At 35.7% G+C, this 19,726-nt stretch carries 17 protein-coding genes and 3 pseudogenes; 12 read left to right on the top strand and 8 right to left on the bottom strand.

From position 1 onward, the window contains the following. The first annotated feature begins 33 nt into the window (after positions 1–33). The 6 genes and pseudogenes from ACQY44_RS22255 (at position 34) to pdeM (ending at position 7,535) form a co-directional block, all read left to right on the top strand. Complete coding sequence (locus ACQY44_RS22255; RefSeq protein ID WP_428232468.1) at positions 34–411, top strand: response regulator; 378 nt, start codon at positions 34–36, stop codon at positions 409–411. Positions 412–541: 130 nt separating this feature from the next. Beyond that, a complete protein-coding gene (locus ACQY44_RS22250; RefSeq protein WP_428232467.1) occupies positions 542–1,135 on the top strand; it encodes a hypothetical protein in 594 nt (197 codons plus the stop codon). A gap of 8 nt (positions 1,136–1,143) precedes the next feature. Then, positions 1,144–2,188: pseudogene (locus ACQY44_RS22245) on the top strand (ligase-associated DNA damage response exonuclease). 295 nt (positions 2,189–2,483) lie between these two features. Next, positions 2,484–4,085 (top strand): ATP-dependent DNA ligase, encoded by a 1,602-nt coding sequence (locus tag ACQY44_RS22240; RefSeq protein ID WP_428232466.1) that lies wholly within the window; start codon positions 2,484–2,486, stop codon positions 4,083–4,085. Between the two features lie 347 nt (positions 4,086–4,432). Further along, positions 4,433–6,893 (top strand): annotated as a pseudogene (locus ACQY44_RS22235) (ligase-associated DNA damage response DEXH box helicase). Positions 6,894–6,899: 6 nt separating this feature from the next. Further along, entirely contained in the window at positions 6,900–7,535 is a 636-nt protein-coding gene (gene pdeM, locus ACQY44_RS22230) for a ligase-associated DNA damage response endonuclease PdeM (RefSeq protein ID WP_428232465.1), read from the top strand. On the opposite strand, the gene ACQY44_RS22225 is transcribed toward pdeM, so the two are convergent. The 3 genes from ACQY44_RS22225 to ACQY44_RS22215 form a co-directional block, all read right to left on the bottom strand. Further along, a complete protein-coding gene (locus tag ACQY44_RS22225; protein ID WP_428232464.1) occupies positions 7,527–8,033 on the bottom strand; it encodes a hypothetical protein in 507 nt (168 codons plus the stop codon). The genes pdeM and ACQY44_RS22225 overlap by 9 nt on opposite strands. Positions 8,034–8,288: 255 nt before the next feature. After that, entirely contained in the window at positions 8,289–9,152 is an 864-nt protein-coding gene (locus tag ACQY44_RS22220) for a helix-turn-helix domain-containing protein (RefSeq protein ID WP_428232463.1), read from the bottom strand. 123 nt (positions 9,153–9,275) lie between these two features. Then, on the bottom strand, positions 9,276–10,502 hold the full coding sequence (locus ACQY44_RS22215) for a PQQ-dependent sugar dehydrogenase (protein ID WP_428232462.1): 1,227 nt from the start codon (positions 10,500–10,502) through the stop codon (positions 9,276–9,278). A gap of 479 nt (positions 10,503–10,981) precedes the next feature. On the opposite strand from ACQY44_RS22215, the gene ACQY44_RS22210 reads away from it, so the two are divergent. The 5 genes and pseudogenes from ACQY44_RS22210 (at position 10,982) to ACQY44_RS22190 (ending at position 14,820) form a co-directional block, all read left to right on the top strand. Then, a complete protein-coding gene (locus ACQY44_RS22210) occupies positions 10,982–11,644 on the top strand; it encodes a FadR/GntR family transcriptional regulator (RefSeq protein ID WP_428232461.1) in 663 nt (220 codons plus the stop codon). Between the two features lie 37 nt (positions 11,645–11,681). After that, a complete protein-coding gene (locus ACQY44_RS22205) occupies positions 11,682–12,905 on the top strand; it encodes an MFS transporter (protein ID WP_428232460.1) in 1,224 nt (407 codons plus the stop codon). A gap of 286 nt (positions 12,906–13,191) precedes the next feature. After that, positions 13,192–13,458 (top strand): annotated as a pseudogene (locus tag ACQY44_RS22200) (hypothetical protein); the annotation flags it as partial. A gap of 16 nt (positions 13,459–13,474) precedes the next feature. Further along, complete coding sequence (locus tag ACQY44_RS22195) at positions 13,475–14,059, top strand: Crp/Fnr family transcriptional regulator (RefSeq protein ID WP_428232459.1); 585 nt, start codon at positions 13,475–13,477, stop codon at positions 14,057–14,059. Between the two features lie 77 nt (positions 14,060–14,136). After that, positions 14,137–14,820: a hypothetical protein gene (locus tag ACQY44_RS22190; protein ID WP_428232458.1), complete on the top strand. Its 684-nt coding sequence runs from the start codon at positions 14,137–14,139 to the stop codon at positions 14,818–14,820. Between the two features lie 7 nt (positions 14,821–14,827). Here the strand turns inward: ACQY44_RS22190 and ACQY44_RS22185 are convergent, their stop codons facing one another. Beyond that, positions 14,828–15,199 carry a winged helix-turn-helix transcriptional regulator gene (locus tag ACQY44_RS22185; protein WP_428232457.1) on the bottom strand — a complete coding sequence of 124 codons (372 nt, stop codon included), beginning with the start codon at positions 15,197–15,199 and terminating at the stop codon, positions 14,828–14,830. 130 nt (positions 15,200–15,329) lie between these two features. Here ACQY44_RS22185 and ACQY44_RS22180 point away from each other — a divergent pair, with 130 nt between their 5' ends. Further along, the gene (locus ACQY44_RS22180; RefSeq protein WP_428232456.1) at positions 15,330–15,932 is read left to right on the top strand and encodes an FMN-dependent NADH-azoreductase; all 603 of its coding nucleotides are present in this window, start codon (positions 15,330–15,332) and stop codon (positions 15,930–15,932) included. 73 nt (positions 15,933–16,005) lie between these two features. Here ACQY44_RS22180 and ACQY44_RS22175 read toward each other — a convergent pair whose 3' ends face one another. The 4 genes from ACQY44_RS22175 to metN form a co-directional block, all read right to left on the bottom strand. Next, positions 16,006–16,530, bottom strand: coding sequence for a PPC domain-containing DNA-binding protein (locus ACQY44_RS22175; protein ID WP_428232455.1), 525 nt, complete (start codon positions 16,528–16,530; stop codon positions 16,006–16,008). Positions 16,531–16,767: 237 nt separating this feature from the next. Then, positions 16,768–17,586, bottom strand: a complete 819-nt coding sequence (metQ, locus tag ACQY44_RS22170) for a methionine ABC transporter substrate-binding lipoprotein MetQ (RefSeq protein WP_428232454.1) — start codon at positions 17,584–17,586, stop codon at positions 16,768–16,770. Positions 17,587–17,836: 250 nt separating this feature from the next. Further along, on the bottom strand, positions 17,837–18,490 hold the full coding sequence (metI, locus tag ACQY44_RS22165) for a methionine ABC transporter permease MetI (protein WP_428232453.1): 654 nt from the start codon (positions 18,488–18,490) through the stop codon (positions 17,837–17,839). Next, positions 18,483–19,514 carry a methionine ABC transporter ATP-binding protein MetN gene (gene metN, locus ACQY44_RS22160; RefSeq protein WP_428232452.1) on the bottom strand — a complete coding sequence of 344 codons (1,032 nt, stop codon included), beginning with the start codon at positions 19,512–19,514 and terminating at the stop codon, positions 18,483–18,485. The genes metI and metN overlap by 8 nt, the downstream gene beginning before the upstream one ends. Positions 19,515–19,726: the final 212 nt, after the last annotated feature.

The following is a 19,726-nucleotide window of genomic DNA, read 5'->3' as shown; positions in this document are numbered from 1 at the left end:
TGCCATGTTCGGATTTTAAAATAATTTCATAAAATGAAAAATACAGTAATTTTATTAGTGGATGACGACGACGACGACTGCGAACTTTTTGTAGCAGCGATTGCTTCTTTGAACAAAAATATTATCACCACTATTTCAAATAATTCCCTTGAAGCTTTAAATAATTTGAAAGTGGCAACAGTGTTGCCTGATTTTATATTCCTGGATATGCAGATGCCTTATTTGAGTGGTGCTGAATTTATAAATGAAGTTCGTAAAGTTCCTGAATTAAGTAAAATTCAGGTAGTGGTGTATTCTTCCCATTCACATGAAGTCCTTCAGAATTTAACCAAAGAATTTGAATCGGTTCAGATCTTTACAAAACCAAATAATTTCAACGAACTGGTTTCGACTTTAGATACTATACTTTAGTTTTCTTTTCTTTTTATTTTGAATTATAATTAAGTAATAATGTAACATTTAAGGAAAAAAGTGTAAATCAGAAACTTTAGTCAATAGTTAACTTTGAGAAAGTAATTGGACCACTAATACCTTAATTGTTATGCTACTACAGTTTATCTCAAAATTATTCGAAAGCGACGAATCTGATCGTAATCAATACGATATTGTGATTCAGATTAATGATAAAGTTGCTCCTCTGGACAAAAGAAATCTCTATTTACTTCCGTTAAATGATCTATTATCTAAAAAGAATTATGGCGAAATTTCAGGCGGCGGAATTCTAAAGGAAGAACCGGGCGAAATTATTTTTTGTGATATTCATGTCAAACTTTATGACGAGCAAATCTCTGAAAACCTATTAAAAGATATCATGGGTTTTCTTGAAAATTGTGGTGCTCCAAAAGGCTCAAAAATTATTATAGAAAATACACATCAGGAAATTCCGTTTGGTAAAAAGGAAGGAATTGCCATTTATCTGGATGGAAATAATCCTGGAGAGAAAATTGATTTCGTTCTGTCCGAAATTTCAAAACGTACCAATACCACACAATCTGCTGAACGATACTGGAAAGGAAATTCGACTACAGGATTATATTTCTACGGACAATCTTTTGAGAAAATGAAAACTGAAGTGTCTCACTTTATGAGTGCTCATCCCTTATATAAAAGTGCGAGAATTGCTCAAATAGCTTAATTAAAGTTATGAAAATCCCATTATTAGCATTCAACGATAAAGGAATATATTGCCAGCAGGCTGATGTATATCTTGATCCGTGGCGTCCGGTAACAAACGCTATCATTACGCACGGACATGCAGATCATGCACGTTGGGGACACAAAAATTACATTACGCATTATGACAACGTGCCTATCATAAAACACCGTTTGGGCGAGATCAATGTTACCGGAAAAGACTGGAATGAAAGCTTTACCATAAATGGTGTAAAATTTTCCCTGCACCCTGCCGGTCACGTTATTGGTTCTGCGCAAATACGCGTAGAATATAAGGGTGAAGTCTGGGTTTTTACCGGAGATTATAAAACCGAAGATGACGGGATCTCTGTACCTTATGAAGTGGTAAAATGTAATTCTTTTATCACTGAATGTACTTTTGGTTTACCCGCCTTTAAATGGATTCCTCAGGCCGAAGTCATGACGGATATCAACAATTGGTGGGCAGAAAATCGCTCAGAAGGAAAAACGTCTGTCCTTTTTGGATATTCGTTAGGAAAAGCACAACGTCTCTTAAAATACCTTGATCCCAATATTGGAAAAATATACACGCATGGAGCCATCGAAAAATATGACCGAAGTTTTGCGGCCATTAGTCGATTTTCCACTCACAACCAGGGTAACGCCTGAAACTAAAAAAGAAGATTTATTGGGAAGTATTGTTCTTGCTCCGCCAAGTGCGCACGGAAGTACATGGATTCGCAAAATGACGCCTTTTGTTACCGGTTCCGCCAGCGGATGGATGACTTTTAGAGGTGCCAGACGTCGCCGTGCCGTAGACAGAGGTTTCGTTTTAAGCGATCATTGCGACTGGACAGCTTTACTCGAAAGTATCAAAGCCACCGGAGCCGAAAAGATAATTTGTACGCACGGATACTCAGATATTTTCTCGAAATACCTACAGGAAATTGGTTACGATGCACGAACTGCTCACACACAATACGAAGGGGAATTAGGTGAAATGGATTCGAAGAAAGATGAAGAAGAAATAGAGAAAATAGAACAAAGAGAATAGATTATAGAAGCAAGAGTAAAGAAGCAAGAGACAAGAGAATAGATGAAAGAGAATAGATGAAAGAAAATAGATGAAAGAGTAAAGAAGCAAGAGTAAAGAAGCAAGAGTAAAGAAGCAAGAGTAAAGAAGCAAGAGTAAAGAATCAAGAAGCTAGAAGAAAGAGAAAACATTACTCCTTTCAAACCTTCATCTTGTGTCTTTAATCTTGTCTCTTTCATCTATTCTCTTGCTTCTTCAATCTTGTCTCTTCAATCTTGCTTCTTGCTTCTTTACTCTTAAAAAAAAAAAATGAAAAATGAAAAACTTTGCCGAACTTATAAAAGCGCTTGACAGTTCTAATAAAACGTCGGTAAAAGTAGATGCTTTAACCAAATATTTCATCAATGCCAGTAATGAAGATAAAGTCTGGACAATTGCCATACTTTCACATCGTCGTCCTCCCCGACCTGTCAACACCACATTATTGCGATTATGGGCGAACGAACTCGCTAATATTCCGCTTTGGCTGTTCGAGGAAAGCTATCATATTGTGGGCGATCTGGCTGAAACCATTGCATTGGTAATCCCCACTACAAAAGAACATTCAGACAAAAGTTTAACTGAATATCTTCAGGAAATTATCGCCCTGAAAAAGAAAACGGATATCGAGAAAAAAGAATATCTGCATGACAACTGGCTGGCTTTAAATTACTACGAACGCTTTGTTTTTACCAAATTAATTACCGGAAGCTTCAGAATCGGCGTAAGCCAAAAATTAATGACACGCGCACTTTCGAAAGCCGAAAACATTGATGAAGATTCAATTGCACACAAATTAATGGGCGACTGGAATCCGAATACGATCACATTTCAGGAATTAATTTTAGACGAAAAAAACAGCGATTATTTATCCAAACCTTTTCCGTTTTATCTCGCTTATCCCATCGAAGGCGAACCATCAAATCTTGGAGATCCTAACGATTGGAGCGCTGAACACAAATGGGACGGAATACGGTCACAAACCATCATACGCGATAATGAAATTTTTATCTGGAGTCGTGGAGAAGAATTGGTAACCGATAAATATCCTGAATTTGCTTCTTTTCTGGGTATTATTCCGGACGGAACCGTAATCGACGGAGAGATTCTTCCGTACATCGAAAATGAAATTGGAACTTTTAATGATCTCCAAACCAGAATTGGACGAAAAACAGTTTCGGCTGCCATCCTGAAAAAATCTCCTGTAATTATAAAAGCCTACGATTTATTAGAATGGAAAGGGCAGGATATCAGAAATCTTCCTTTTGAAGAAAGACGTATTTTGTTGGAGCGATTGTATGAAGACATCAAACACTATGATATTCCGTTACAGCTTTCTGAAAGGATAAAATTTTCAAGCTGGGAACAATTAACGGAAGAAAGATTGCGTTCCCGCGAAATGAAAAGTGAAGGTTTGATGATCAAAAGAAAAGATTCGCAATATCTGGTTGGAAGGAAAAAAGGCGATTGGTGGAAATGGAAAATTGAACCTTTAGTGATTGATGCTGTTCTCACGTATGCCATGCGAGGTCACGGAAGACGCTCTAATTTATTTACCGATTATACTTTTGCCTTATGGCACAATAACGAAAATAACGAACGTGAACTAGTGACTTTTGCCAAAGCGTATTCGGGTTTAACTGATGCCGAATTCAGAATGGTAGATGACTGGATTAAGAAAAATACACTGGAAAGATTTGGCCCCGTTCGGAGTGTTACGCCACAATTGGTTTTTGAAATAGGTTTTGAAGGAATTGCACTTTCCAAACGACACAAAAGCGGCATTGCAACACGATTTCCCCGGATTTTAAGATGGCGACACGATAAAAAAATAGATGAGGCGAATTCTATTGAGGACTTAAAAAGTATGATTTTGTAGTGGCGGATAAATGGCACGCGCATGACACGGATTCGCTAAAGCGAAAACACGGATGGGCGCGGATTTTTTATTTTTATTAGATATGGACAGCTCTATCGGAGCAATATATTTATAGAAATTAAAAAAGCATCAGGAAAAGAGCTCCAGCGGAGCGATATATAATTGGTCAAAATTAACATCATTCTATATGTCACCCCCGATGGGGTTCCGCTAAATAAATTTATAAATATCTATAAATATGACGTCTCGCTGGGACTTAACTAAAAAACGATTTCTTAATATTCTTCTAATAGGAAAACCTTAATGAAACTTAATATCTTAATGGTAAAAAAATAATAGCAAAAACAATGAACAGAGAGCAACTTTTTGCGGTAGCAAATGACTGGTTCCACAATCAGGGTTGGAAACCGTTTCCGTTTCAGACACAAACGTGGACTGCTTTTTTGCAGGGAAAAAACGGTTTACTCAACGCTCCAACCGGAAGCGGGAAAACTTATGCACTCTGGTTGCCTATTATTTTAAATTACATCAAAGATAATCCTGATTATAAAACCAAAACATACTCCCGGACTTAAAGCGATCTGGATTACACCTTTACGCTCACTTTCGGTCGAAATCAAACAAGCTGCAGAAAGAGTAGTCAATGATTTGGGAACCAAAATGACCGTGGGAATTCGTTCCGGAGATACATCCGCAAGCGAGAGAGCCAAACAAAAGGGGAAAATGCCGGATTTATTGGTGACAACTCCGGAAAGTTTACAATTGCTTTTGGCAACAAAAGGCTATGATAAAATCTTTTGCAATTGTACGGCAATTGTCATAGATGAATGGCATGAATTATTAGGTACAAAACGCGGTGTTCAAACGGAACTTGGTTTGTCCCGACTAAAAGCAATTGCACCCAAAATGCGCATTTGGGGAATCTCGGCAACGATTGGGAATCTACAACAAGCGCAGGAAGTTTTACTCGGAGTGGATTCTGAAGCGTATCATAATTCGGTTTTGATTAAAGCTCAGATTCATAAAAAAATAAAAGTCATTTCGATTATTCCGGATAAAATGGAAACCTATCCCTGGCGCGGACATATGGGTTTACATCTTATTGATGAGGTTGCCAAAATTGTAAAAGCGAGTAAAACAACTTTGATCTTTACCAATGTACGTTCGGCCTGCGAAATATGGTTTCAGCGATTACTCGAAAAATATCCTGAATTCGCCGGAGAAATGGCCATGCATCACGGAAGCATTAATCGCGAAACAAGACTTTGGGTCGAGCAAGCCATCAGAAATGAGGAATTAAAAGTCGTTGTTTGCACTTCAAGTCTGGATCTTGGGGTTGATTTTGCTCCTGTAGAAACAATTATTCAGGTTGGCGGACCTAAAGGCGTAGCGCGTTTTTTGCAAAGGGCCGGAAGAAGTGGTCATCAGCCCGGAAAAGAAAGTGTTATTTATTTTCTCGCGACTCATGCGATTGAATTGATCGAAGCATCAGCACTAAAAAAAGCGGTTGAAAATAATGTTATCGAAGATCGTGTTCCGTATTTGAACAGCTGGGATGTTTTGGTGCAATACCTTAATACTTTAGCAGTTTCGGATGGATTTCTTCCGGATGAAATTTACAAAGAAGTAAAAGGGACATTTTGCTATCAGGCCATGACCGAAGAAAACTGGAACTGGATTCTGAATTTTATTTCTCACGGAAGTCAAAGTTTACAGGCTTATGACGAATATAAAAAAGTAGAAATTGAGGAAGACGGACGTTTTAAAATCAGCAGTCGATTGATCGCCATGCATCACCGCATGCAAATTGGGACTATTGTGGGTGATGCGGTCGTAAACGTAAAATATATGAGCGGTGGTTACATCGGAACTATTGAGGAATGGTTCGTATCAAAACTAAAACCAGGTGATACTTTTATCTTTGCCGGTAAACAACTCGAATTGTTCCGGATCAGAAATATGCAGGTTTTAGTTCGAAAGGCAGACCCTAAAAAGAAATCAAAAGTAGTAAGCTGGATGGGTGGGCGAATGGCACTTTCGGCACAAATGAGCGAATTGCTGCGTCATGAATTGTACCGTGCGAATACCGATAATCTTTCTCCCGAATTAAAAGCCTTGAAGCCCTTATTTACAAGACAAAGAAAAGAATCTATTGTGCCGGGGGATGATCAGTTTTTAATCGAAACCTTTAAAACGAGAGAAGGTTATCACGCGATATTTTATCCTTTTGAAGGACGATTTGTTCACGAAGCCCTGGCCAGTTTATTAGCATACAGAATTAGTTTGCTATTACCTATTAGTTTTTCATTGGCCTATAATGATTATGGATTCGAATTATTATCTGATCAGGAAATTGATATGCAAAATGTCTTAGATAATAATCTATTTTCAACTGAATATGTGCATCATGATTTGCAAAAAAGTCTGAATGCCACTGAAATGGCCAGACGAAAATTCAGGGATATTGCCGTAATTGCAGGTTTGGTTTTTACAGGTTTTCCGGGTAAAATGGTCAAAACAAAACATTTGCAAAGTGGTTCTCAATTGTTGTTTGAGGTTTTTAGGGATTATGAACCTGATAACTTATTGTTTCAGCAAGCCTATCGCGAAACCTTTGAACACCAGTTGGAGGAAGGACGCTTGATTATGGCTTTGGAACGCATTCAGCACCAGAAAATCATCTGGAAACAATGCTTAAAACCAACACCTTTTAGCTTTCCGTTAATTACGGATCGATTACGCGAAAAATTGTCGAGTGAGACTTTAGCAGAACGAATTAAAAAAATGACAGCTTCGTATATGAAGTAAATATTTATGACGATTACAATTCAAAATCAAACATTTACATTGCATCCAAGTGGGGCTTTATTTTGGGAAACCCGAAAATTGCTTCTGATCTCTGATGTGCATTTGGGAAAAGTATCTCACTTTAGAAAACACGGCGTTGCAATTCCCAACAATGTGGTTTCGGAAAATTTTAAACGCTTGACGGATATCGTGACCTATTTTAAACCTGAAAAAATTATTTTTCTGGGAGATTTATTTCATAGTGCAAAAAATACAGAATGGGATTTATTCGAAAATTGGGTCGCTTGCTGTACTAACGAAATTATCCTAATTGCGGGAAATCATGATATTATTGATAAAAAACATTATATCCAACTTGATATTGATGTGGTGGAATCTCTTGAAATTGGTGACTTTTTATTGACTCATCATCCCACAATCAAAGAAGGTTTTTTTAACTTTTCAGGTCATATTCATCCCGGAATTATTCTTCGCGGATTTGGTGCGCAATCTTTAAAATTACCTTGTTTTTTTCAGAAAGAAAATCAAATGATCCTGGCTGCATTTGGTGAATTTACCGGAAAATACATTTTAAAACCTCAACAAAATGACATTGTTTATGCCATTGCAAATGATGAGGTTATTAAAATAAAGCTAAACTGATTTCTTAAAATAAAGTTGCTTTTGATCCGTATCGAGCGTACTATCATTTTCATAATTGAATTCCTGATAGCCTAACGATTTCAAAGTTGCTATTAAAGCGGTATCTATCTCAAAAGCTTTTACCCAAATTAAATCGTGTTTTCTTTGCAAAGCTACTTCTTCAGCACGCTTAAAAAGCGCTATTAAATCTTCTGGATTAAAATAAACAATATGATATACGCCAATGGCTTTATTGGCGCCCAAATTTTGATTAGTTAACCGGGATGAATTCAGTTTCATAAAAGACAAAGGATTTTCTGCTTCATAAGCCATCAATACTTCGATTGAAAAATCATTCTGTATTTTGAACAACTTCTGACTGGATAAATTTTCCTGTGCATACTTCTCTCCTGTTTCTTTAGCAGAACCAAATAAATCTGAATAAAATTTCAGTGCCTTCTCTTCCATCCAAATTACATTATCATTTATGATTACGACAAATTTTGCTACTTTAGACATACTACTTTATATTTTAATTTGTGAGTGATAAATTTTAGTAAAAACCATTAGTTAATCAGAAAGCAAAGTTGCGCAGTTTTGATGCATTAGAAAAGAGCTAAATGTCTTGTGTTTTGTTCGAATTGTCGGTTGAGTTTAATTTTAAACACATCAAAACATAGCTTAAAAAAAGGCGTTTCACTTTAAATAACACGTATAGCATTTGCTTTGCCGTATTTTTTCGGGATGACAAAATTGCAAATATTCTTCTATATGTTAAATAGTCTTTCTACGATATTCCAAAGGTGAAATTCCTGTCGCATTTTTAAAGAATCTTCCAAAACCGGATTGATTCGGGAAGTTTAAGGTATCACTAATTTGATTGATTGTTACCTCTTTATTTTGAAGCAATACTTTGGCTTCTAAAACAATAATCTCTTCTATCCAGTCACTTGCTGTTTTACCGCTATTGTTTTTAATAATTTCCGATAAATATTTACGCGTTACATTCAAAGCATCAGCATAATACTGAACTGATCTTTGATTTAAAAATTCTTTAGAAAGGATTTCTTTGAATTTTTCGAATATCGGATTTTGTATTGTTTCGTTAGGGGTTATTTGCTTTATAAAATCAAGTTCATAAATCAAAATATAAAGATAACCTCTTAAAATAGAGGGTTGATGATTAGAATTATTGTCTAGTGATTGTTTTAGCAGCGAAAAAATTTGCTCAAATTTAGTTTTGTTTTTTTTCTCCAGATGAAACACATGCATATCACTATTCTCGAAGAACTCATATTGCGACAGAAAAAAAACATTAGCCTGATTGTGAAGAAAAAATTGTGATTTAAAAAAAATAATGTCAATTAAAATTTCCTCACTGTCTTTTGCAAAACTTCTGATTACTGATGGTCCTAATGTAATAATGGCCGGAGCGTGAATGACCACTTTTTTCAGTTTGGTTTGCATCACTATACTGCCTTTTCTCAGAAATTCTATAGCATAACTCTCTGCTCTGTAAGGTTCACTGATATAAGGATGGTCCTCTGCCTGAATATAAAAGTACTCTTTATCATTGTTGGCATTAGCAAACAAACTCTTATGATGTGCCAGCGAATATGTCGTGATCTTATTCTTCAATATTTTTGTTTTAATCCACACCAAATATAGTCAACCCATTTTGGCATAACAAAAAAAATGGCACTATAGAGTGCCATTTTTATATTCTTTAATTCTATAAAGAACATATGTTGAAATTGATTTTTATTTTTTATCAATTTTATAAAGTCTTCCACCGTCGGTAACAGCATACAAAGCTCCGTCATTTCCTTGTGTAACATCTCTAAAACGTTGGTTTTCTGAAGCAAGAAGTCTTTCTTCCCCGATTACTTTATTGTCTTTTATGGCAAGACGAATAATATGCATTCCGCTTAAAGCTCCTATGAACAGATTATTTTGCCATTCCGGAACGCGATTACCTGTGTAGAAAGTCATTCCGCTTGGTGAAACTACAGGATCCCAATAATAAACCGGTTGTTCTAAACCATCCTGTTGCTGAATTCCGGCACCCACTTTTTCTCCACTATATTCAATACCATAAGTAATTGTTGGCCATCCGTAATTTGAGCCTGCTTTAAGTCTGTTAATTTCGTCACCTCCTCTTGGTCCATGCTCAGCCAGCCAGACTTCTCCGGTATTGGGATTAAGCGCTAAACCTTGCGGATTTCTATGTCCAATAGTATATAATTCCGGTAAAGCTCCCGTTCCTGTAAAAGTAGGATTTCCGGTTGCGGGTTGCCCCTCTTTTGTGATTCGAACTACTTTTCCTAAACCTGACGCAACAGATTGTGCCAATGGTCTTGTTTCAAGTACAGAACGTTCTCCGGTACTCACAACAAGGAAACCAGCTTTATCAAAAAGAATACGTCCACCGTAATGAAGTGTACTTGCATTAGCAGGTTTTGCTCTGTAAATAACCGTTGCGCCTTCTATCGTTTTTTCATCAGCTGAAAGTTTTCCTTTGGCTACAGCAGTGTTGTTTCCACCTGTCGTAGCTTCTGCATAAACCCAGTATATCATACGATTTGTAGCAAATTCAGGATCAATCGCTAAACCTAATAAACCACCTTGTCCAGCAGCATTAACAACAGGTAAACCCGTAATTGGAGTACTCAAAACTCCGGCTGTTGTAGCAATACGCATGGTTCCTGTTTTTTCTGTAATTAACAATCTGCCATCCGGAAGCGTTTTTATTCCCCAGGGACTGCTTAATGTTGTAGCAATAACCACTCCTTCATAAGGTGTGTTGGTCTGAACGCCACTTACACGGGTTTGTCCTTCGAATGCAGGTTTATAAGTTGTATTGGCTGCATTTCCTTCTACAGGATTTGTAGTACTACCTGGATTAGCATCTACGTCTTTATCATTAGAGCAGCTCAACAAAGTTATTAGCATACTCGAAACAATAGCAATTTGGTTAATTTTTCTCATAGTTTTGGGATTTTAATGATTAAAAAAAGTTATAAATGGTAGTAGCTCTAATTTAGAACCAAACAAAAATCTTAAATTAAAAATAAAAACAGTTATATAATTTATGAGAAAAATTATACAATTATAATTATTACCTTCAAAGCTCTTTAACCCGGAAATTATTCTTAATCGCAGAGAATGTAACCATTTCTCATAATCCTGATAGCTCTTAGGAGCAAAACATATAAACCTTATGTGCTTTGGGGGTACCTTACTTAACTTTGTGGTCATTTATTTAGCCACGCATTTCACAAATTATCACGAATTTTTAATTTGCTAATCTTCACATGAAGCTTTGTAAAATTTGCATTTTTTCCTTCAGCACAGCAAAAAAAACGTTACCAATTTTGCGTAATTCTTTTAAGTACTTGCTGGTTAAGTTTTTTAAATTAAAATATTTTTTTACATTTGCAATCATCAGATGATATGACAAATAAAATATGACACTAATTAATAAAAAATCTTTAGCAGAAGAAGTTGCTTCTAAATTGCAGGAACAAATTTCTCTGGGTCACTATAAGATCAATGAGAAATTGCCTATTGAAGCAGAGCTCATGAAAAGTTTTGGTGTTGGTCGTTCTTCTATCAGAGAAGCAATGAAATTACTCGCCAATTCAGGATTACTACGAATACAGCAAGGCGTTGGTACATTTGTACAGGAAGTAAACAGTACGCGTGAACCAATGGATCAACGCTTAAAACGGGCAAGTCTTCAGGATTTAGATGAAGTAAGACAATTAGTAGAATTGAAAATTGCTGAAAAGGCTGCAATAAACAGAACTGATGATGATATAATTGCCATGAAACAACATTTGGCTGAGAGAATGAAAACGGCCAAACAAGGTTTACTGGAAGAATGTGTTGAAGCTGACATACAATTTCATATTGCCATTGCCGAAGCATCCAAAAATGAGATTCTGGCTGATTTGTATAAATCTATTTCTAAACACTTAAAAAAAGAATTTCTTACTTTATATCCGGACACCAAAATATTTGAGGAAACTTACACCATACACGAACAACTTTTAAACGGTATTATTGATCAGGATCCCAAAAAAGCATGGAACACCGTAGCCAAAATAATAGGACATATTAATTACTAATTTTTACAAAAATTCATCAGATCATCTGATTTAAATTATGAAAACAAACACCATTACCGATTCAAAGCAGTTAGTGCAACAGACTGTTTTTTCCGTTTTATTTACCATTAGCTTTACCCACTTTATAAACGACTTGTTGCAGGCAGTCGTTCCTGCCGTTTATCCGGTCATTAAAGAAAAATTTCATTTGAATTTTACCGATATTGGTTTAATCACCTTAACGTACCAGCTTACAGCATCGATTTTACAACCTTTTGTTGGTTTTTATACAGACAGAAAACCACGTCCTTATTCGTTAGCCATTTCAATGGTTTTTACCATGGTTGGTCTGGCAGCCGTGGCTTTGGCTTCGAGTTTCGTTAATATTTTGCTTGCCGTTAGTTTAATTGGTATCGGGTCTTCTATATTTCATCCTGAAGCTTCAAGGGTTGCCCACATGGCATCCGGAGGAAAAAGAGGTTTGGCACAGTCTATTTTTCAATTAGGAGGTAATGCAGGAAGTGCTATCGGACCATTACTTGCTGCAATAATTGTCGTTCCTTACGGACAATCTAATATTATCTGGTTTTGTATTGCTGCTGTTTTAGGAATCATCATTCTTTCCGGTATTGCCAAATGGTATCAGGAACATTTAAATCTAAAAGCGCTAAACAAGTCTGTCGTAAAAGAAGAGGTTCATCATTCCCTTTCAAAGAAAAAAGTGATTTTTTCATTGGGCATTTTATTGGTACTGATTTTTTCAAAATACTTCTACATGGCCAGTATGACCAGTTATTACACTTTTTATCTAATTGATAAATTTCATTTGTCTGTACAGGAATCTCAAATCTACCTTTTTGCATTTATGGGAGCAGTAGCCGCCGGAACTTTATTTGGCGGACCGTTAGGGGATCGTTTTGGCAGAAAATATATCATCTGGATCTCGATATTAGGTGTTGCGCCATTTACTTTACTATTGCCTTATGTTTCTCTTTTCTGGACAGGAATCTTATCGGTAATTATTGGTTTAATTATCTCATCTGCTTTCTCGGCTATTTTGGTTTATGCAACTGAACTTGTTCCCGGAAAAGTAGGCTTGATCGCAGGTCTTTTCTTCGGGTTGGCTTTTGGTATGGGTGGATTGGGTTCTGCTATTTTAGGAAAACTAGCGGATGCGACCAGTATTGAATATGTTTTTAAAGTTTGTGCATTTTTGCCTTTGATAGGGATCTTAACAAGCTTGCTTCCGAATATTGAAGGAAGTAAAAAATCGCAAAAATAATTGCCTACAAAAAGATTAAATTGTTTTTTACTAATTCGAATTATTATATAAAAAAGCGCTGAATTTATGGATTCAGCGCTTTTTGTTTGTATTAAAATCGGATGTACTATTTTTTAAATTAAAGAACCAAAACTATATTTTTTTCTATAGTTAACAACTGCCGCCATATTCAATACAACTGCAAAACCTAATATAATTAGAATATGATGGAGTATATTTTTCATGGACAATTTACTTTTTAGTACCTTTAAATCATAAATATGACTTATGACAAACTCTTAAAGCTTTTGATAATTTGATACAATCCGGAAAAATAGGTTACATCACCTGTTCTAATTACTCAGGCTGGCATTTAATGAAATCTCTTTCTACATCAGAACATTATGGCTGGTCTAAGTTTATGGCACATCAGGCCTATTATTATTTGCTTGACCGTGATTTCGAACGGGAATTACTGCCTGATCAGCCAAGCGAAGTACTACCAACTTATCTGTATTGGCATCGACGTCAGTTTCCTATGCTGAATGCGGCGCCTAAACTTTACGGAATTTAATTAAAGAAGAATGCACATGAGCAAAGAAGTTATAATTCTATATCTTAAAAGTACCAATTTGATTTCTTTAGAAGTGGCAGCAGAAATTGCGAATCATTTTGAAAGCAAACTTGTTTTAAGAAATCAAAAAATACTGGAAGAAGGAACTGTTTCTGATGAATATCTGTTTCTCGAAAAAGGATTTATGCGCTCATTTGCTCATGATACTGATGGAAATGAAGTAACTACAAATTTCTATTCTCCCGGAGATGTGATTTTTGAAGTTGCTTCCTTTTTTAATCGGACCAAGTCAAAAGAAAATATTCAGGCGCTAACAGATTGTGTAACCTGGTACATTACTTATGAGCAATTAAACAATTTATTTCACGCTTTGCCTGAATTCAGGGAATTTGGAAGATCTATACTCGTCAAGGGATTTTCCGGACTAAAAACCAGAATGCTTTCTATGATTACCGAAACGGCCGAAGAGCGTTATATCTCTTTATTAAAAACCAATCCCGAAATTTTTCAGCAAGCTTCTTTAAAAAACATTGCATCTTTTCTGGGCATTACAGATACTTCTTTAAGCAGAATTAGAAAAGAGCTTTCAAAAAAACATTAATGATCTTGTTTCTTGCCATTTGCTAAGTTTTTTCCAGCGTAAAATATATTCCTTTGTTTAACTAAAAAATAAACAAAATGGAAACTTTACCACTTTACATCACTTTGGTTTTCGGGCTTACACTCTTAACCGCAATTGTTCTTTTTTATAAAGCAACACATTACTCTAAAACGGTTTTGGCAATACTTCTTTTATGGATAATTGCACAATGTATTATCTCCTTTACCGGTTTTTATAAATCTGAAAACACATTGCCTCCCCGATTTTCCTTATTATTAATGCCGCCTTTACTAACTATTATTTTACTCTTTATCACAAAAAAAGGCAGATTCTTTATTAATGGATTAGATATTAAAACCCTGACAATTATTCATATCATCAGAATTCCCGTAGAACTGGTTTTATTAGGCCTTTTTATGAATAAAGCTATTCCGGAATTGATGACATTTGAAGGCAGAAATTTTGATATACTCTCAGGAATTTCAGCGCCCATTATTTATTATTTCACTTTCGTGAAAAGGAAACTTAGTACCAAAATTTTATTACTATGGAATTTCATTTGCCTCTCTTTAGTAATCAATATTGCTATTAATGCAGTGTTATCCTTGCCTACAAAATTTCAGCAATTTGCTTTTGATCAGCCTAATGTTGCGCTTTTAGAATTTCCGTTTACTTTGCTTCCGGCAGTTTTAGTGCCTATTGTTGTTTTTTCGCATTTGGTTGCTATAAAACAACTATTATTGGGTAAAGTTTCTTTATAAATCACGTTTATTTTCGCATGCTTTCCTTAATTCTTTCACGATGCTGTTCGCCCCAAATACTGAGTTCACGGATTACGCTTTTTAAACTTTGGCTATATTCCGTCGCTTCGTAAATAATACTAACCGGAGTTGTTGGATAAACATTTCTTTTGATAAACTCATTCTGTTCCAAATCTTTAAGTTCATTCGCCAGAACTTTAGGTGAAATTCCCATAACCTCTTTCTGGATCTCGTTAAAGCGTTTGGGCGATTGTATAAGACTAAGAATTAAGGCTATTTTCCATTTACCGTTTAAAACATAAAGCGCATCAAGTATATTTTTAAGTGATCCTGCACATTCTTCCCTGGTTGGAAGTGTTTCATCTTCAATTGTTTTCATGTTGCAAAGATACAGACTTTCCTAAAAGTAACCGCTTTCCTTTGGGTAAGTACTCACTTTTGCATAGTTGGTAATGGTAGCTTTGCTTCATATAAAAACTTAAAATTAATCACATTAATCATTTTTCGTTATGAAACACATTCTCCATTTAATCTCAAGCATACAAGGCAAAGAATCGTACAGCATTAAATTGGGTAAAACTATCGTCAAGAAAATTCAGGATAAATATCCCAATAGTACCGTTGAAGAATTAAATCTGGTTGATATCGAAATTCCGCATCTGCATCCTGAAGTTCTTCGCACCTTTTTTATTCCGGAAGATCAACTGACTGACAAAGACAAGGAATCTATTCGTTTTTCTGACCTATTTGTAAAACAACTATTAGCTGCAGATATTATTGTTATGGGTGCGCCACTTTACAACTTTACCATACATTCATCTTTAAAGGCCTGGATTGATCATATTACCAGGGCCGGAATAACTTTTGGATATGGAGAAAATGGCCCAATTGGATTGGTAACAGGAAAAAAAGTATATGTAGCAATGAGTTCCGGTGGTATATATTCTGAAGGACCGGGAAAAGCAAATGATTTTGTTGTTCCTTATTTGAAGGCTTTTCTTGGTTTTCTGGGCATGACAGATCTAACGGCATTTCGTGCTGAAGGTTTAAAAGTACCGGGAGTGAAAGAAACCGCTTTTGAAAAAGCGATTGAAAGTATCCGGATTGATTAAATCATAAATGGTTTTGCAAGAATTAAAACTGCTTTCACTTTTTTAATTCTTGCAAAAACAATCTTTTTAAAACTTATTTTATGCAGGGCAATTGCAATACGTTGGCATTTAAGGGTTGTTCTACTTTTCGTTCCAGTTTTCCATTATTTAGTGTAATGTAAACTTCCATAGATCCCGTACCTACTTTCAGTGAAAGAATATGTCCTCCGTATGCATTAAATTTTTCATCGGTTGCCACTCCATGAATGTGTAAGGAAGGTTTTTCTCCATTCCAGGCTATTGAACCTGTGATACTTCCCATTTCGACTTTATTAAAAGTTTTAGGATTAAATTTCTTTAAATTAAAATCGTAAAAACCAAAAATTACTTCTTGTGCAAAACCGATTCCTGTAAAGTTTCCTGAAGGAATTTTTTCTTCTTTAACCAGTTTTTCTATCGATTCAATCACGTTATCACCTTCTCTTAAAACCATTAAATATCCTGTAGCCGTTTTAACATAACGGCATTTTGAAGCATCATTACTTTGTTGTGCTTGTGCAATACTCAATCCAAAACAAAGCAGGATTGAAGCTGTAATTTTTTTTATTTGAAATTTCATGGAAATAATTTTAGGAGTCAACATTCTGATTGAAAAATCAATTGATCAGCATATTTGTTGACGGATTTGACTTTAAAAATTTTATATAAGTACAATAAATATAATGCTTTAATTTTGCTTTTTTTCAAATAAAAATAATTCTTATGATTTGTTTCATATTCCCAAAAACAAAAAAGCGCTGAAATCTATTGACTTAGCACTTTTTTATATTGGCATTAAAATGTCTGGATATTTTTATTACCAGCCTTTTACAGCTCCTCCTTTAAATTCTTTAAGAGCTGCTGCTTCAACTTCCGGAGATTGAAAAGCTTGTAAAAACTGTTTTACTTTTTCTTCGTTTTTATTGTCTTCACGACTTACCACTAAATTCACATAAGGAGAATCTTTATCCTCAACAAACAAAGCATCACGAGAAGGAACTAATCCTGCCTGAGAAGCAAAAGTATTATTGATAATCGCAATAGTGACATTCTCATCGTCAAGCGCTCTTGGCAGCTGAGGTGCTTCTAACTCTAATATTTTCAGTTTTTTAGGATTACTTACTATATCTGTTACTTTAGGCAATAGTCCAACATTTGGCCGCAATTTTAATAAACCGTTTTTCTCTAAAAGCAATAACGAACGTCCTCCGTTTGTTGGATCGTTTGGAATAATAATCGTGCTTTCGTCTTTTAATTCCGAAAGGTTTTTGATTTTTTTAGAATAAGCAGCAATCGGATAAATAAATGTTTTCCCGATGATTGCCAACTTGTATCCGCGTTGTTTCGATTGTTCGTCAAGATACGGTTTGTGCTGAAAAGCATTCGCATCAATATCGCCCTGACTCAAAGCTTCGTTAGGGATCACATAATCATTAAAAGAAATCAATTCAACCTCAAGTCCGTATTTTTCTTTGGCTACTTTTTTAGCGGCCTCAGCCACTTTATATTCCGGTCCGGTTGCAACACCAACTTTAATGTGATGCGGATCGTTGTTTTTTGCTTTGCCACAATTAACCAATGAAAGTGTCAGGGTTAAAATTCCGATTGCTTTTAAAAAATTATTTTTACTAATCATATTTTAGTTTTTAATTATTATTTATTCGTTGTGTGTTTTTTAACCGCAAAGTGCGCAAAGTTTTAAACTGTGTTACCACAATTTAAGTTCGCAAAACTTTGCGAACTTTGTGTTTTACTAAACTTAGTATATTAAAAAAACTTTGTATTCTCTGTGGTAAAATCTCAAAGCTTTGCGGCCTTTACCTTCTCACAAAAATCACGATATTCTAAAAAAAACTTCGCGTGCTTTGCGGTAAAATCTCAAAGTATTATCTATGATCAAATCGTTTTGATAAAAAGTCACCCGCAAACTGAATCACGAATACCAAAAGCACCAATAATGCCAAAACCGAATTCATCGTTACGGCATCATAACCAATATATCCATACTGATATCCTACTTGTCCTAAACCTCCGGCACCAACAGCACCACCCATTGCAGAATAGCCTACAAGCGTGATTAAGGTAATCGATGCGGCATTTATTAAGGATGGTAAAGCTTCCGGAAGTAATACTTTATATACGATTTGAAGAGGTGTTGCTCCTAAGGCTCTGGCAGCTTCAATTAAGCCTGAAGGCAAGCCCAAAAGGCTGTTCTCAACAAGTCGTGCAATAAATGGAGCTGCACCAATACTTAACGGAACCAATGCGGCGCTCACGCCAATAGAAGTTCCTACCAGAGCACGTGTAAACGGAATCATCCAGACAATCAATATAATGAACGGAATTGAACGAAAAATATTCACCACAACCGATAAAACTCGGTTTAAAACCGGTTGCTCCAGGATTTGATTTTTTCGGGTAAGAAAAAGTAAAACACCTGTTGGAAGTCCTAATACAAAACCAAAAAAGCCCGACACAAATGTCATCACTATAGTTTCCCAGGTACCTTTTAGTAATAAGTCAATAATAGAATCAGACATAACCTATGATTTCTGTTTTAATATGTTTAGAAATAAAATATTCAATTGCAGCTTCGTAATTTTCGCGTTTGCCTGACAATTCAATCAGCATCACACCAAAATTCACATCCCCTGCCTGATCCATTTGTGCGCTGACAATCTTAAAATTAGTATCAAACAATCTTGAAACTTCAGAAATAACAGGCTCATTTACTGATTTACCAGTCATTTCAAGTCGCAATAACGGACTTAAACCTTCGCCGTCTTCCTTTTGCAATCTTTCCTGATACACTCTCGGAATATCAAGATGCAAAGACGAAGCGATAAATTCTTTGGTTAATTCATGTTTAGGATCTGCAAAAATTTCACCAACACTTCCCTGCTCAATCAGTTTTCCATGGCTGATTACTGCCACCTCATCGCAAATCGATTTCACGACTTCCATCTGGTGTGTAATCAATAGAATTGTGATGTTCAGACGACGATTAATATCCTTCAGTAAATTTAAAATCGATCTTGTCGTTGCCGGATCAAGCGCACTTGTAGCCTCATCACATAAAAGCACTTTTGGGTTATTCGCCAGTGTTCTCGCAATGGCAACCCTTTGTTTCTGTCCCCCTGAAAGACTTGCAGGATAATCGTTTGCTTTTTCGGCCAAACCTACTAATTCCAACAATTCTAAAACACGGGTTTGGATATCTCCTTTTGATGCTCCAACCAATTCCAGCGGAAAAGCTACATTTTCAAAAACCGTTCTTGAGGATAGTAAATTAAAATGCTGAAAAATCATTCCGATTTGTCTTCTTTCAATCGCCAGTTGCGCATTCGATAATTGTATCAGCGATTTTCCATCAACTATAATTTCTCCCGAAGTGGGTCTTTCCAGTAAGTTCACACATCGAATCAGGGTACTTTTTCCAGCTCCCGAAGTTCCAATTACACCAAAGATTTTTCCTGGAGGAACCTTAAGCGAAACATCTGATAAAGCCGAAACAATTCGGTTTTTCTGATGAAAATTCTTGGTGACATTTTTTAATTCAATCATTTTTATAATTCAGGTTAAATCTGCTACATGCACAGACATAAATACTTAGTGCTTCTGAAATTGCAAAATTTAAAATCAAAAAGCCTTTCAATTGATTATGAAAGGCTTTAGAAATAAATCTTTTTATTTTTATATATCAGCCAGTTCATACCATTGCATCGCAGCACAACACATGTTGCAGCTATAATGATTGGTATTCTGGTTATCGTTTT

Origin of the sequence: Flavobacterium sp. (assembly GCF_965277525.1) — a bacterium.
In the GTDB taxonomy this organism is placed as follows: Bacteria; Bacteroidota; Bacteroidia; order Flavobacteriales; family Flavobacteriaceae; genus Flavobacterium.
Note: the sequence above shows the minus strand (reverse complement) of the source record. Positions and strands in the feature narration are given on the sequence as shown.